This window comes from Serratia sp. CY40230, assembly GCF_052168835.1.
Taxonomy (GTDB): domain Bacteria; phylum Pseudomonadota; class Gammaproteobacteria; order Enterobacterales; family Enterobacteriaceae; genus Serratia; species Serratia nematodiphila.
Genome location: NZ_JBJNLX010000001.1, coordinates 1,360,886 through 1,374,774 on the forward strand (window position 1 = coordinate 1,360,886; position 13,889 = coordinate 1,374,774).

A 13,889-nucleotide genomic window follows, 5' to 3' on the forward strand; every position below is an offset into this window, starting at 1 on the left:
ATCATGCGGGCCCGTCGGTACCAGAGAAGTCTAGAGGGAAAATCAGAACGACCAGCGCAGGTTGGCGTTGACCGAATTAACGCGGGTATCGGCGCCGAATTGCCCCTGATAGCCGACATCCAGCGTCGCAGCGCGCGACAGCTTCACGCTCACGCCGATATCGCCCACCATCACGTTGTCATCCACGGCCTGGCCCTGCGTGACGAACGCGTCGCTGCCGGCAAACGCCATGCGCGATGAGGTGTTCTTATCGCCGTAGGCATGTTGCCAGCCGAGCGAGCCGTAGAGGCTGACGTTCTTCGGCAGTTCGGTCACACCGCGCACCCCGAGCGTGGAGTAGAAGGTGTTCATCGTTTCATTGCGCACGCTCAGCGCCGCCGCGCCACCCGACTCCTGGAAGCTGTCGGTATGCAGGCGGATGTAGCTCAGGTTGATGAACGGTTCGACGTTCATCTCCGGCTGGCCGAAACGGTAACCCGCTTCGGTGAACGCCAGCAGCGAGTTGGCGTCGTAATCCGACTTCAGCCGATCCGAGAAGCCGCTGAAATCGACGTTGCGCTTGCCTTCAATCTTGTGCCAGGTGTAACCCAGCGCGCCGCGCAGCGAGAACGCATCCTGTTGCCCGGCCGCATACAGGCCGAGGTGGTAGTTGTCGGTATCGGCCTTGGATCGGCGGCTGTCGACGTCATAATCGCCGCGGCTGTAACCGAAGTAGCCGCCGATGCGCACGTTATGGTCCGCCAGTTTGCGATCTGCGCCCAACAGGAAGCCGGTGGTGTTGCCATCCAGCTTGCCCACGTTGCCGTTGCCGCTGTTCCTGCCCCAGGAACTGAAGGTCTGGCCCCAGACGCCGCTGTTTTGCGCCTGCGCCGGTTGCACCAGCGACATCGCCAACGGCGGTATCGGCAGACTGTCGTTGTCGAACAGGCGCAGCATGCGCTGGTTCAGCACATTGAACAGCTGGGTGCTGCCGGCGATCAGGTTAGACTGCATCGACGGATAGACTTCGCCGGACAGCTGATTGAACGCCTCGCGCGCTTCCGGCGCGCTCAGCAGCAGCAGCGAGTTGTACAGCGCCAGCGAAGGTCCGCTCTGCGTCAGCGTCGAGAGCGCGCCGGCGGTATTCCACTGGTTGCCGCTCTCGGCCACCGTTTGGAAAATGCCCGGCTTGCCGCTGCCTGGATTCTCGCCCCCCGGATTTTCTCCGCCTGGATTTTCTCCGCCCGGGTTCTCGCCCCCCGGATTTTCCCCGCCTGGGTTTTCTCCGCCCGGGTTCTCGCCCCCAGGATTCTCACCGCCTGGGTTTTCCCCGCCTGGATTCTCACCACCCGGATTTTCACCGCCCGTGTCTTTCTGCGCGATGGTCAGATCCACGGCGTTGGCGCTGTGCTTCAGCGCCACATCGAGGAAGGCAGACTTGGAGACCGCCGCCGCGAACTGGCCGTCAATGCCGCCGTCCGAGGTCAGAATGCGGTAGCTTTGGCCGGTTTTATAGCTGGTTTGCGGATCCAGCGCCGTCACCTGCACCTTGGCCTGATCGCTGATGGTGGTTTTGCCCGCCACCAGCAGCTGGTCGCTGCGGCCGTCGCCGGCGATATCGACGTCATAGAAGGATTCGCCGATAAAGTTCAGGTAGCGTTTCAGCGTCAGCGTGCCGATATTGCCGTCGCCGGGCGAGATATGGCCGCCGGACTGGATCTCGGTCTGGCCCAGCGTGCCGTTGCCGCCCAGCGTGCCGCCGGCCTTGATCGACGCGGCGCTGCTGTAGCCCAGCCCGTTATTAACGTCGGTACCCGCCGTCGCGTTCAGGATCAGCGTGCCGCCGTTCTCGGCGCCGAGGGTTTGGATCTCGAAGATGTCGTCTTCTTTCTGGGTATTGATGTCGCTGGCGATGATGAGTTTGCCGCCGCGCGCGGTGACGTTGGCCTGCAACCCAGTGAGATCGCCGTTCAGCGTCGTGTGCCCGGCGGTGTTGATCACCTCGCCTTCGCCGCTCATCTTGTTGCTGAAGACGTAATTGCCGTCGGTATGGTTAAAGTACACATAGCTGCGGAACAATCCGCCCCGCAGGGCGATCGCCGTCTGGGCATCGATGGTGCCTGCGGCGCCCGCCGCGCCGAGCGTCGGCTCGGTCAACCCGGTGCCGGTGTCCATATTGCCGCGGCTGCCGATAATCAGCGCGCCGCGGTTCGAGCCGGAACCGGTCTTGCCCAGCACCACTTCGTTGCCGCCGGCGGAGAATGTCCCGCCGTCCATGACCGCCAACACGCCGTTGCCGTAATCGCCGACGTTGACGCTGCTGCCGCTGGTAAAGCGCGAGCCGTTGCCGGCGACCACCAGCTCGGCGGTTTTACGCGCGCCCGAGACACCCGCCACCTGGATGTTGCCGACGTTGACCGCAGCGCCGTTCAGCACGTCCAGATCGCCGTAGAGCGTGAGCGCGCGGCCGACGTTCCACTGGGAATTGGCCCCGGTGACCGTGGCTTTCGGGCTCAGCGTATCGGTCTCACCCGGTCCGCTGCCATTGCCGATGCGCGCGTCAAAGGCGGTGTTCAGCACCGCGCCGTCTTCGATCGCCAGCGTGGATCGCGCCCCTAAATCGGTGCCGACACTGAGAAAATTGCTGGTGACGCGAGAACCGGCGCCGGTGGCGATAAGGTGGCTGTCGTAGCCACGGGTGGTGCCGACCACGATCTCTTTCGCGCTGGCCAGCGCGCCGTCTTCAACCCGCAGCGTGCCCCGCCCCAGATTCAGGCCGCCGCGCAGCACGAACTGATCGTTCACCGCGTTCAGCTCGGCGTTCGGCCCACGAACCGTGACCACGCTGTCGTGAATTTGGCCGTTGAACATCCGGCCGATATTGATGTTATAGGCGCTGATCTTGCCATTCTCGATCAGCAGGTTGCCGCTTTGATTACGGCCGACGTAAACGTCCCCGGTGTAGGCCAATGATTCGGTAATTTTTGAGTCGCCGTCAAAAATGGCATCGTCTGCGCGAGCGAGATCGGCGGGCGCCAGCATCAACAACGGCGCGGAAAATAGAGCGAGGTAAAGTTTGGAAAGCGGTGTTCTAACCGCTAAAGGGTGCGATGTCTTGTCATTCACGGGCTATCTCCGTACTCGTTAGCGTGATGTCGCGAAATTTATTGTTATAGGGAACTCAATACACTAGAGGAGAAGTGAGGCGTTATTTCGCGCACGCCGGTTTAGTGATCGTCGAAGCAAAAGCTTATTGCCCCCCGGCGCTGACGCTCCGACGATGAAAAACCAGGAAGCGGTAATACCGCCCCCAAAGCGAATTATTTATGCGTGACCACCGGCGTACAGGTCGGCGCGCTCAGCGACGGCGACGAACCTAAAATTCCCGGCATCATCAGCGACGAGCAATCGAAAATGCGGCCTTTTTCCGTGGTGGCGCGATAAGAAAGTTTTTGGCCGCCCAGCGCATCCGGCTGCGCGCCATTGACATTGGTCACGGTAATTTCGTCCGACGATCCCAGCCCCAGCATTTTGGCGGTTTCCGCCTGCAGTAATGGAATGGCCTGATCGGTTTTCAGGGTGGAACAACCGGCTAGCATCATCGTAACGGTTAAAGCGATAAGTGGTTTCTTCATAAATTATCCTTTATAACCAATCAGTTAAAATTACCAATTGGCTTTATGTTTTCTCTTATCCAAATCCTCGAATAATATATTTCCCTTTCCTAAACGAAAAAACCCTCCTAAAGTAGGGAGGGTTGATAATAATTCATCAGGCCTATCTGATATTTGAAGGCGAAAGGAGAATCCTTTGGGGCAGGATTATGCGTTGGTCGTTGATGACCATCCATTGGTAGCAAGCGGCATCGCCAATTTTCTCAGCACGCATTGCCGATTCAAACAGGCGCATGTGGTGACCAATGAAGAGAATTGCTACCGCCATATTAGGGAAAATGGCCCACCGCGTTTACTGGTGATCGATTTTTGGCTCTCTTCCGGCACAGCGTTGAAATTACTCAAAGAAGTAAAGCAACTTTACCCGCAGGTGCGGATTTTGGTGGTCAGCGGTGACGAGAATAACGATATCTGGCAGAAAGTTAACAATGCCGGCGGGCATGGGTTCGTGTTAAAAAACGAACCACCTGAATTATTCGCCAGGGCGGTTTTTGCGCTGAGCAATAATCAGGATTGGTTCCCTGAAGACAATGAATTTACCGTAAAAAACAACCATGACCATTTAAATAAATTCAATTTAACACCGAGGCAAATCGACGTGTTAAATATGATGCTGCGCGGTCTGCCAAATAAAAGAATTGCGACGCAACTGTCTATTTCCGAACCCACCGTCAAAGAACATATCAGCAATATATTGAAAAAGATCGGCGTCAACAGCCGGGTGGAAGCCATCACGCTGTTGCACGGCAAACGGGATCCGTCGTCATGAGGTTTTTCCAGCATTTACAAAATGATGGCATCTCCCCACGCGCGCAGATCCGCCTGCTGGACAACACCTTCATGCGGCTGGTGTTCAGTTTCACCGCCGTGCCTTTCGTCGGCATCCCTTTCGCCATCTGGATTTATTTGCTGGGGGATGAACTTGGCCCAACCATTGCCTGGATCATGGTTTACCTGCTATGCGCCGTGGCGATCAGAATATGGCATCGGCGCTACCTGCGCGAGGCCAAAGAAAATGATGAAGACACCGTGCTGCGCCGCTGGCTGCCGCGCATTAATAAGGTGGCCTTTATTCACGGCTTGGGGATCTCCTCACTCTATTTAATTACGCCGCAGACCCATAACTTTGACTTTTTTCTGCTGCTCAATATCAGCATCGCCGCGATCGTCGCCGCCAACGCAACGCACCTGACGCCTGTCATCAGCACCTTTACCCGCTTTTTCTTCGCCTCCTGGGGGCTGCTGAACCTCGGCATCATCTGGCGGCTGGAAGACGTGATGTTCATCGTGCTGATGCTGAACTTGCTGTACGGCTTCGCTATTTACCGCCACGCGTTAACCTCGCATGCGTTCTTTATTCAGCAGGCGCTGCTCGAAGAACAAAGCTCGCGCCTGGCGGAGCAGTTCCGTCAGGCCAAAGAAGAGGCGGAACAGGCGCTGCTGGATAAGAACCAATTCCTGACCACCGCCAGCCACGACCTGCGCCAGCCGGTGCACGCCATGGGCTTTCTGATCGAGGCCATCATCCACAAAAACCGCGACGACAGCCTGACGCCGCAGCTGCTGGATCTGCAACAGAGCGTGCGTTCGGTGCATTTGATGTTCAATTCGCTGCTCGATCTCAGCAAGATCGAATCCGGCAACGTGCGCACCGCCGCCACCCATGTGGATATCGGCGCTCTGCTCGACTCGGTGGTCACCCTGTTCCGCGAAGAGGCCAACAGCCGCGCCCTGGCGCTGCGCACCTGGCGCCCCAGACGGCGCATCAGCGTGATGGGCGATCCGCTGCTGGTCCGGCAATCGCTGATCAACCTGATCCAGAACGCCCTGCGCTACACGCAACGGGGAGGCGTGCTGATCGCCATCCGCCCGCGCGGCGCCGAGTGCCTGGTGGAAGTGTGGGACACCGGCGTGGGCATCGCCGACGAAGAGAAAAGCAAAATCTTCTCCCCTTACTACCGCCCCGAGCTGGCGTGGAAAATCGACAGCGCCGGCCACGGGCTGGGGCTGGCGGTGGTGGCGCGCTGCGCCAAGCTGATGAAGGTGAAGTACGGCATGCACTCCGTCGAAGGCAAAGGCTCACGCTTCTGGATGCGCTTCACGCAATACATCGGCGAAGATAAAGCGCCGGAAACCGCCGCCGCCTACGACAACACCGCCACGCCTACCCGCTATGCACCGCTGCGCGGCGCCTGCCTGGTGGTGGACGACGATCCCTTGGTGACCTCCGCCTGGGAGAGCCTGATGAGTACCTGGGGCATCACCGTGCGCTGCGCGGCCTCCGCCGAGGAAGCCTTCGCCATTGTCGACGGCGGCTTCACGCCGTTCGCCGTGCTGTGCGACCAGCGGCTGCGCTCCGGCGAGAGCGGCTTCGACATCCTGCAGGCATTGTTCGAACGCCTGCCGAACGTAAGCGGCGCGATGGTCAGCGGCGAGTTCAATTCGCAAGTTCTGCAAGAGGCCGAGCAAGAAGGCTATCTGGTGCTGCGCAAGCCGCTGGAGCCGGCCAGGCTGCATGCGCTGCTGACGCAGTGGGGGGCGGGTTAACTGCGTCGATGGCGCACGTTATCCGCCAGCAATAAGGCAGGCTTAATGAATAAAACATTAAGCCTGCCGCATATTACGCTGCGTTATCTAAATACGATTAATCGCATTTAGGCGGTTTTGGTTTGCAGACCGGCGGCTCAGGTTTACATACCGGCGGTTTTGGCGTGCAACCGCCCCAGGCATTATTCCACGCGTTTCCCCAGCTGTTAACAACCTTGCCGATGATAGCCAAACCCAGGCCAATCGTTGCGCCGTTCACCTGCTGAACTTCTGTTGAGTTTAATTCTCTCATTTTTCATCTCCATTCACTAAAAGAATCAATTAAAAAAGACTGCTTTTTATGAACCGTCGGTTCACGCTTTAGGTATAAGGCGCTCGATAAATTAACTCAATAACGAAAATCTTAATTAAAGATGAAATAAATATAAAATTTTATATTTCATCAAACAATTACGCCATTGCATTTACAGGTTGCAATGTAATTACCCGATCTGCCGATGCAATCGTCGATGGCCGATGAGCAATGATAACGCGGGTCATTTTCAACGAGGATATGGCTTCGTTCACCCTTTTTTCATTGTCCAGATCCAAATGACTGGTGGCTTCGTCCATAAACAGAATACTGGGCCTTCGATATAACGCACGGGCGATAAGCACCCGCTGTTTTTGCCCGCCGGAAAGGCTCCCCCCTAATTCGCCCACCAACGTTTCATATCCCATCGGCATTTTCATAATATCGTCGTGAATATTGCAATGCTTGGCGCATTCAACGATAAATTCCGTATCGGGATGAGCATCAAAACTGCATATGTTCTCGGCAATTGAACCGGCAAGCAGTTTATCTTCTTGCAATACACACGCGATGCACTCCCGATAATTATTAATGCCGATATCATGAATGTTAATGCCGTTGATAAACAAGCGCCCTTCCGTCGGTTCCAACAGCCCGCACATCAGCTTCATCAACGTGGTTTTGCCAACGCCTGAAGGCCCGACGATCGCCACGCTTTCTCCCGCTGCGATCTGCAGGCTGAGCCCGGGGATCACTGGGCGCGAAAGGCTGTCATATTGATAAAGCAGATCGCGCACTTCAAAAGTCACCGCCTCGTTGGGATTGCATATCTTGCGATAGGGCTTTTCTTCCTCTGTCGTAGAAAGCACGATGTCCGCCAGCCTTTCATTATGCAAATTCAGCATTCGCAGCCGAATGACCATATCGATAAGATTTGACGCGCGATCGGAGAATTGCCCCCGATAGGCATTAAAGGCGACAAACATGCCTAATGTCATTTGACTGTCGATCACTAAAGACGCGCCCAACCACAAGATAACGATTTGATCGCAGGCCGCAAGAAACGCATTCACGCCGCCAAAGAACATATCAAGCTTCGTCACCCGAATATTGGCGTTTGCCGTATCGATATTTAAATTTAACCAGAATTGCGAACGCGTTCCCGCCAACCCCAACGACTTCAGCGTCGCGATGCTGTACAGCGTCTCCATAAAATGTGAGCTGGCTTTCGCCGACTTCACCAATTGCTCCTCGGACGCTTGCCGATAATAGCGATAGGTCGAAAGGCGCAGCAGAACATATAAGACCGTAAAGCCGGAGGCTACCCACACCAGCCAGCCGCCGTACATGAACATCATGATAAATACGCCGACCGACATGATGCCATCAATGATGCTGGAAACGATACTGGTGGTAAACGTGGTGCGAATGGCGTCCAACGAGCCAAAGCGCGATTGAATATCACCCAGCTTGCGCTTTTCAAAATAGGCAAGCGGGAGCTTCATCAGATGATCAAACAGCCCTGATTTCCACTGTATATCGATCAGCGCGCCCATCACGATGGAGATCCACGAGCGAAACATCGAAACGCAGGTGCGGAACAAGATAAAAAACAATAAACCGACGCAAATAATGACCAATAAATTATGGTCGCCGGCCTGGATGACGTGGTCCATCACCAACTGAGTCCCGACGGGCATCAGCAGGTTGACGGCCTCAATGACCAGCGACAGCGCGAAAATTTTTACCAGCGCGCTTTTAAGACCGGTGACATTGCTGAGCAGTTTTCTAAAGTGCAGGCGATTTTTCTGCACCACAGGCGTGAATTCACTGCTTGGCCATACCTCTAAAGCGATTCCGGTAAAATGAAGGGAAAACTCCTGCAGGCCGATAACCCGGCGGCCAAATGCCGGATCGTGCAGGGTTATCCGCCCACCGCGAATGTTGACCAGGACCACAAAGTGATTCATATCCCAGTGCAATATGCAGGGCCTTTTCACCTGGTGAATCTCATCCAGGCTCAAGGATAAAGCCCGCGTTTTCAAATTGAGATTCTCGGCGATCGCGATCAGCGAGCTCAGGGTGGCGCCACGGGCCGAGATATCAAACTTCTGCCGCATCGACAGCATATCGATGTGCATGCCGTAATAGCCGCACACCATCGCTAAACTGGCCAGCCCGCATTCGGCGGCCTCCGTTTGCAAGACCTGCGGCACTTTTCTTCTGAGCGACAGGTTCAGCTTGCCAACGATATTCTCATAAACTTTATTCACGAAGTGGCCCCGACACACTGTTTTTCATGTCATAAAATGGCGCGAACATCCATTGGTAGATGGGTCTTTTCTCCAGGAAAAGCGTGGCTTGCGCCTTCATGCCGCTTGAAAGGTTCAGCTTCTTTCCCTGATAGCCAAACTGCGTGTTATCGATAGCCACCAGCACTTTGTAGTACGACTCAACCAGTTCAGCCGATTGTCGAGTTGGCGAACTGCTGTAAGTGGACATTTCCTGAATCGATGCGGGAACATAAGCGATGCTTTCGATCACGCCGGGAAACTGACCAAATTTTTCATACGGAAAGGCGTCATAGCGAACGTTGATGTGATCGCCTCGGCTCACGTAAGGCACGCTGCTGTTGGGCAACCATAAAACCAAATAATAGATGGCATGATTACTGGGGATTAATTGCGCCAGGCTGTCTCCTGTATTGACCATTTGCCCAGGCGTCACGCTGAGCGATTCAACGCGCCCGTCCGCCGGCGCATTGACAATCAACGAGCCGCTGGCGTCCGCTTCGGCCAGCTGCCGCAGGAGATCATTGCGCTGAAATTGATATTGTGAGATTTGATTATCGAAATCGGACGCTCTTGTCGCGAGATCGCTATTCAGGTTAGTTATCTGCAAAGACTCTTGAATGCTTTGGTTATAGAGACTGTGGAACGTACTCTGCTGCTGATAGTAGAGGTAAACCTGGTTATTCAGCTGATCCCGATTAATGAGCCCCTTACTGCGATACTCATCGTAATTTTTCATGGTTTCGCGCATGAAGTTAACGCCGTTGCGTGAATTCTCGACCATCTGTTTGGACTGGCTGTGCGCCAGTTTATATTGGTCAATCTGCGCTTGCAGATTGACCAGGGTCGTTTTCTTGTTCGCCTCCAATTTGGCGATGATGCTATCGACCTGCGCCAGTTGATTTTCTATCGCCTGCCGCGTGCTTGCGCTGACGGTGCCGGAATCCGTCACCCTGCTGACGTCTATCTGATAAAGATGCTGCCCTTTTTTTACCTGATCGCCCACATTAACAAAGCGTTGTGCAATGAATCCCTGCTGAGTAGCAAATATGTTGACCGACCTTGGCAGCGTCGTGACCTCTCCGCCGACGCTGATACGCCGGGTATAACCGCCATAGGTCACGAAAATGATCAGCACAGAAACGAATGAAAGTGAAATGCCCGCGATGACCCAGGCCGGCAACCCTGCAATTAACAATGCTTTTCCTGCCCATTTAGAACGACTGTGCGATAAGGCCTCTTCCCTAAACAAATTCTGACCTCTCCATATATAGCGACACCGTTCATTTTTATCTTATCCATGGCCCAATACGGCGCTTATTTAGATTTAGTCTTTGTTGGCAAAACCCACAAGTAATAATAATCTTAAAAAACCACAAAACTGCTAAAACGTCACAAAAAGTGCGACCATAATATTAGCGACGGCGTTATGAGTTGCATATTTCAACACCGACCTCTTTAATTTAAGTGTATTCTCATCAAGCCGTCATTCACAGAGGCTGCGAGAATTAAGCTGCGAAACGCTTTACGTTTCGTTCCTGAGGTATAGGGATAAAGTTGAAAGGATTTACTATGAAAGAGCTAAATACTGCAGAGATCGAAATCGTTTCTGGTGCGGGGATTATTTCCGATACGGCAAGCTTTGTATCAGGATTTGCCGGCGATGTTATCATTGATACCGTAAAATTGGCCAATGATGCGCTTAATACCCGATTGATCTCTTCCGTAGGCCAAGGGTTCAACGCGATCGGTTTTGGCTTGGGCGCCGTTCATAATGTCGCGGACTCGCTTGGCTATGCGGCATTTAAAAGCGTTGCAGCCGTAGGCTCCCTGCTGGGTGGGGATGCAAGCCGTATCGAATATCATTACGAGAAAGAATGGGGTGCTTGAAAACAAGCGGCTCCCTCTGAAAGGTTAATGATGCTAACCACCTGCCAATCAGGTGGTTATTTCAATTACGCACTCACTAACTCTTCTGTTTGAAAACCGCTTTGGTCAATGGAGAGGAGAACACGTTGTGCGGATCGTACTTATTCAGCACGTTGCAGGCATGATTCCAACTGTCATTGTTCCCTGCCCCGGCATTAAAGCTGCGCGGAATGTTTTCTTCGAGTACGGTTTTATCCTGCCACGCTGCCTGTGACGTATAACCCCAGCCTTTACTCCACTCTACGCGAACCGTCGCATAGTCGCCCGCATAGTGGCTAAAAATCCATTTTTCCATTTCACTGTAGAATTTATTGGCATCCGGCGTATCGGGCATGGTCAGAATATCCAACCAGATCGCGACATCCCATTCCGGATGGGATTCAACGGGGCGAATAGCCGAAAGATCGGGAACAATGGCATTGGCCACCGCACTCTCTTTTGCACTGTCCAATCCGGTGACGCGAATTTCAATCGGGCCATTCATCGGAAATGAATTCTTGCGCTGGTAATCGGCCACCATTTCTTCATATTTTTTCGTGAAATCGTGCAATACGTTTTGAATATTGCTCCGCTTCGTGATTATCGCGTAACCATTGGCCGTCACGCGCAGCGTTGTCGGCTTCACATACAACAGCAGATCCTTGCTCCACCCCCACAGATCCGCCGACACGGTGGCCCCTAAACCAATGCTGACCAACTCCATCTGCGCCTTGCCGAGTGTCGGGGTCAGCTCCGGGTGGCCATTATTGATTTTTTTAATGATATCGGAAATTTTAACCGGCAAATTATCCGAGAACGGATAGTTAAATGGACCATTAACCGGTTTTGACACTTTTGGGAAGCTGTCTTCTTGCTTCCACACTTTCAGCCATGGTTTTTCCGTGAACGGGAACCAGATGACTTCAACGCGCCCGCACAGATCCAAGAAATGGCTGAAGGTATTTTTTGTCGTGCTCGCAGTGGAAAAAAGATCCGCCGCGGTGACATTAACATAACTTTGACAGCGTAAACGCCGGTTGCGCGGCACCTGCAGCGTCACTTCGCTGATAAAAGCCCGGCCGACATGCACCAGGAATGCCGAGCTCTCCGCATTATCACGCGTAAACTCCTTTAATTCATACTTCGACCGCGCCTGATCCCAAACGACAGCTTTTAGCGACACCACGCTATTGCTCACGGAACCAAAGCTGGCAAACTCAGCCAGACGCTCATCTTTTGCCGGGATGCAGGTTCCATGGCCGCCGATGGCGAGCACGCCGCCCAGGGTCAGATCGCCAGGCGCCGGCGTCGCGTAAAAGCCGAGTTTCTTTTTTTCTAATTCAGTGAGCAAAGCCTGCATTGTCACCCCCGTTTGCGCGGTGACGTATCCATGCTCTCCCACTTTATTGATTGAGATGTTTTTGAATTTCCTGGTGAGGTCGATCAGCACGACATTGCTGTTATCCTCCCCGTTTGCAATAACGAGCGGTGACCAGTTGTGCTTGATGCCAACCGGACGCACGCAATATTTATTCTCATGCGCCCAGTTAATCACGGCCAAGAGCTCATCCGTATTTTGTGGATAGCAGGTCAGAATATGATTGCCGGAGATTTCTTTTGACCAATTAACAAAGTTGACATACTCATAACCCACAGGGAACGTGTTCAAACTAGAACTAGTCATAACTGACTTCCTTTTAAAATTAAAATCGATAGAGATAAAAACGGCAACAGCCCGAGCGCTAATTAATCACCCTGATAAGCACCTCCTTTTCCTTGGGATAATCCCTCTGTTTTACTGCCCGAATAGCGTCAAGACTTGCCAATATAAACCAACACCTTGACGTTAAGTTCTGCGTATTGAAAATTCTTTTCTTTATGCAATTCAATTAAAAAGCCGTTTCTTATTCGCACGCCAAGCAAAGGAAGATAGGCGTCATAGATGCTGTCAAAAAAAACCAGGTATTCGTTCAACCTGCCGTTAAACTCGAACAACAAATACTGCCCTCTTATCAACGTCAGATTGCGTGTCTCGTAGTACCCTTTGCTGAGCGTTACTTCCCAACCGGATGATGCCAACTTTACCGTGTGCATTGACGTATCGGTGTTTTTCCCTGTGCGGCTGCTGTATTTCTGTCGTTCCTCTCCTCCAGAGCTGGAAGCATTCATCGAATGATAGAGAAAAAAATTATATCCCTTAAGCAGGTATATGTTCTTGGGCATTTCGATAAAATGATATGCTGACGGATTTTGTATTAAAAAGGGAGGGAGATGTTTGGAAAAGTCCCATTCCTGGCTCGTTCTAAAGTCCTTTGGGCTTTCACCGAAAAAGCGTTGAAAGGCGCGGCTAAAAGCCTGCTGGGAGCTAAAGCCGATAGCAGTAGCCACTTCCAATACTTTTAAATCAGACTGTTTGAGCATGACGGCAGACTTGCTCAGACGCCTATTTCTGATATACGTCGCTATTTTCATTCCCGTATAACGCTGAAACATTCTTTGCAAGTGCCATTTCGAATAACCAGACAAATCCGATAACTTTTCTATCGAGAGATCATGCTGTATATTCATCTCGATCAAATTAACTAGCTCGACCACAATACTATGCTGGTAACTCATAATGACATCCATGCCCTAACAAAACCCACCCTCAGACAACCTGCTCATTGGGCTTTTATCCATTAAAATGAAAAACAAAGCGCTGCCGCAATCATGCAATTAGGATTAGAATGTGAAAAACGATGAACCTTTTATAGTTGATTGACAAAGAGACACTTCTTTTTGGGTAGACATCCTCCTTGTGACGTTATTGGTATAATTCTTATAAAGCTTTTCCCTGGTGACGGCTTTTCCTGTCTCTTTCATCTTGACCAATATCCATCCTGACGTTGTGCAACTAAGCAGTCAAAAGAAAGCATGTCCTGGCATCCGTTGATAAATCGTTTGCCTCCCTCTCGGCGGTGCATTTTAATACCCTTACATTTAGAGTAGCCTATGTAGATAGCTTAGAAAATATCAAATGCCAGATAATTATACAGTTCGCACTTTATGTTACGACAATAAGTAAAAGACAAGAAAAATCATATAATTAGAATTTCAATTCCAAGCAATGAATGCCGATAAAACGTAGGACTCGTCCTTGAGAAGGGTTATTAAATACAATAAAACCGCTGATTTCCTCAATAAAAACAGAAGGAAAGA

At 52.5% G+C, this 13,889-nt stretch carries 10 protein-coding genes; 3 read left to right on the plus strand and 7 right to left on the minus strand.

All coding sequences use genetic code 11. From position 1 onward, the window contains the following. Positions 1 to 42: 42 nt before the first annotated feature. Both ACJ8IJ_RS06430 and ACJ8IJ_RS06435 read right to left on the minus strand, forming a co-directional pair. Positions 43 to 3,105 (minus strand): autotransporter outer membrane beta-barrel domain-containing protein, encoded by a 3,063-nt coding sequence (locus tag ACJ8IJ_RS06430; RefSeq protein ID WP_131165054.1) that lies wholly within the window; start codon positions 3,103 to 3,105, stop codon positions 43 to 45. A 194-nt stretch (positions 3,106 to 3,299) separates the two neighbouring features. Further along, positions 3,300 to 3,614 carry a lipoprotein gene (locus ACJ8IJ_RS06435; RefSeq protein WP_004941478.1) on the minus strand — a complete coding sequence of 105 codons (315 nt, stop codon included), beginning with the start codon at positions 3,612 to 3,614 and terminating at the stop codon, positions 3,300 to 3,302. A 175-nt stretch (positions 3,615 to 3,789) separates the two neighbouring features. Between ACJ8IJ_RS06435 and ACJ8IJ_RS06440 the strand changes: the two genes are divergently transcribed. Both ACJ8IJ_RS06440 and ACJ8IJ_RS06445 read left to right on the plus strand, forming a co-directional pair. Continuing rightward, a complete protein-coding gene (locus tag ACJ8IJ_RS06440; protein WP_004941476.1) occupies positions 3,790 to 4,422 on the plus strand; it encodes a response regulator transcription factor in 633 nt (210 codons plus the stop codon). Then, positions 4,419 to 6,200, plus strand: coding sequence for a hybrid sensor histidine kinase/response regulator (locus ACJ8IJ_RS06445; protein ID WP_131165055.1), 1,782 nt, complete (start codon positions 4,419 to 4,421; stop codon positions 6,198 to 6,200). Before ACJ8IJ_RS06440 ends, ACJ8IJ_RS06445 begins: the two co-directional genes overlap by 4 nt. A gap of 97 nt (positions 6,201 to 6,297) precedes the next feature. On the opposite strand, the gene ACJ8IJ_RS06450 is transcribed toward ACJ8IJ_RS06445, so the two are convergent. The 3 genes from ACJ8IJ_RS06450 to ACJ8IJ_RS06460 all read right to left on the minus strand — a co-directional run bounded on the left by ACJ8IJ_RS06450 (position 6,298) and on the right by ACJ8IJ_RS06460 (position 10,035). Further along, on the minus strand, positions 6,298 to 6,492 hold the full coding sequence (locus ACJ8IJ_RS06450) for a hypothetical protein (RefSeq protein ID WP_126186674.1): 195 nt from the start codon (positions 6,490 to 6,492) through the stop codon (positions 6,298 to 6,300). A 158-nt stretch (positions 6,493 to 6,650) separates the two neighbouring features. Beyond that, complete coding sequence (locus ACJ8IJ_RS06455) at positions 6,651 to 8,765, minus strand: peptidase domain-containing ABC transporter (protein WP_033644081.1); 2,115 nt, start codon at positions 8,763 to 8,765, stop codon at positions 6,651 to 6,653. After that, positions 8,758 to 10,035 carry an HlyD family secretion protein gene (locus ACJ8IJ_RS06460; RefSeq protein WP_033644082.1) on the minus strand — a complete coding sequence of 426 codons (1,278 nt, stop codon included), beginning with the start codon at positions 10,033 to 10,035 and terminating at the stop codon, positions 8,758 to 8,760. Before ACJ8IJ_RS06460 ends, ACJ8IJ_RS06455 begins: the two co-directional genes overlap by 8 nt. Before the next feature lie 320 nt (positions 10,036 to 10,355). Between ACJ8IJ_RS06460 and ACJ8IJ_RS06465 the strand changes: the two genes are divergently transcribed. Beyond that, positions 10,356 to 10,673, plus strand: a complete 318-nt coding sequence (locus tag ACJ8IJ_RS06465) for a hypothetical protein (RefSeq protein WP_079007635.1) — start codon at positions 10,356 to 10,358, stop codon at positions 10,671 to 10,673. A 76-nt stretch (positions 10,674 to 10,749) separates the two neighbouring features. Here ACJ8IJ_RS06465 and ACJ8IJ_RS06470 read toward each other — a convergent pair whose 3' ends face one another. Together ACJ8IJ_RS06470 and ACJ8IJ_RS06475 are read right to left on the minus strand one after the other, a co-directional pair. Further along, entirely contained in the window at positions 10,750 to 12,375 is a 1,626-nt protein-coding gene (locus tag ACJ8IJ_RS06470; protein WP_342579249.1) for a cholesterol oxidase substrate-binding domain-containing protein, read from the minus strand. A 128-nt stretch (positions 12,376 to 12,503) separates the two neighbouring features. Next, positions 12,504 to 13,307 (minus strand): helix-turn-helix domain-containing protein, encoded by an 804-nt coding sequence (locus tag ACJ8IJ_RS06475; protein ID WP_442518366.1) that lies wholly within the window; start codon positions 13,305 to 13,307, stop codon positions 12,504 to 12,506. Positions 13,308 to 13,889 lie beyond the last annotated feature (582 nt).